The organism is Oleiphilus sp. HI0080 (assembly GCF_001635135.1).
On sequence record NZ_LWFU01000074.1, the window covers coordinates 1 to 799 of the forward strand.

At 47.6% G+C, this 799-nt stretch carries 1 protein-coding gene; it reads right to left on the reverse strand.

The genetic code is table 11. The annotated features are described in order from the left end of the window. Window positions 1–290 precede the first annotated feature (290 nt). Window positions 291–665, reverse strand: a complete 375-nt coding sequence (locus A3751_RS01005; RefSeq protein WP_068451184.1) for a carboxymuconolactone decarboxylase family protein — start codon at window positions 663–665, stop codon at window positions 291–293. Window positions 666–799: the final 134 nt, after the last annotated feature.

Sequence of the window (799 nt, forward strand, 5' to 3'; positions counted from 1 at the left end):
CCGGATCTCATGAATTACTGAATTAACAACTGAATAAAGCACTGAATCAAACGCTGAATCGAAAACGACAGAAGCAATTAAAAGGATGACTCACTCGACGCGTCTCTGGGCACGTCATCGCGCGCACATATTGTTTGCTCACTAAACTGGCAAAATCGTGCACACTAGCGCCGCTGCGGATACGGCAGCCAACCAAGGTGCGAAAAGCCCTAGGTAATCGCGAGCGCTAGAGTAAGCAAATGGCGGCTAAACGTCGCCTGTCGCTAGGCTGAAGTGCACATAGTCCCTGTTCACTTTTCGCCTTGTAAACCAGCTGTATTGCTCTGCACGCTCGCTACCTCGTGTAGCATTAGCATTGCATCAATCGCTCGAGGAAAGCCTAAATAAATACTTGCCAACATGATGATCTCGGCAAGCTCATCTTTGCTAAAGCCGTCTGCCAGCGCCGATTCCAAATGCCCCTGCAAACGTTCCGTTCCTAGACTGATCAAGGCGGTAATGGCGACAACTTCTTTTAATTTGTCATCAAGAACAGGACGGTCAAAGACCTTCCCCAACGCAAACTCTGAGATCATACCCACAAAATCAGGTGACAATTCCTGTAGCTTGGCAATCACATCTTTACGGTCTTCAGTTGCATGCAGGTTTTTGTTTTGCTCGCTCATACGTTTCAATCATTCAGTTTGAGGGTTTTGGTGTCGTTGCTTGAATCGTTGCTTGAATCGTTGCTTGTATCGCTGCTTGTGACGTTCATCTTTTGCTTGCCTGGCTTGCATGCCTTTTCGTCACCTAACGTAGG

Bases quoted from the DNA above. Each gene is read 5' to 3' on its own strand.
- A3751_RS01005 (WP_068451184.1), bottom strand. From the start codon at position 665: ATGAGCGAGCAAAACAAAAACCTGCATGCAACTGAAGACCGTAAAGAT.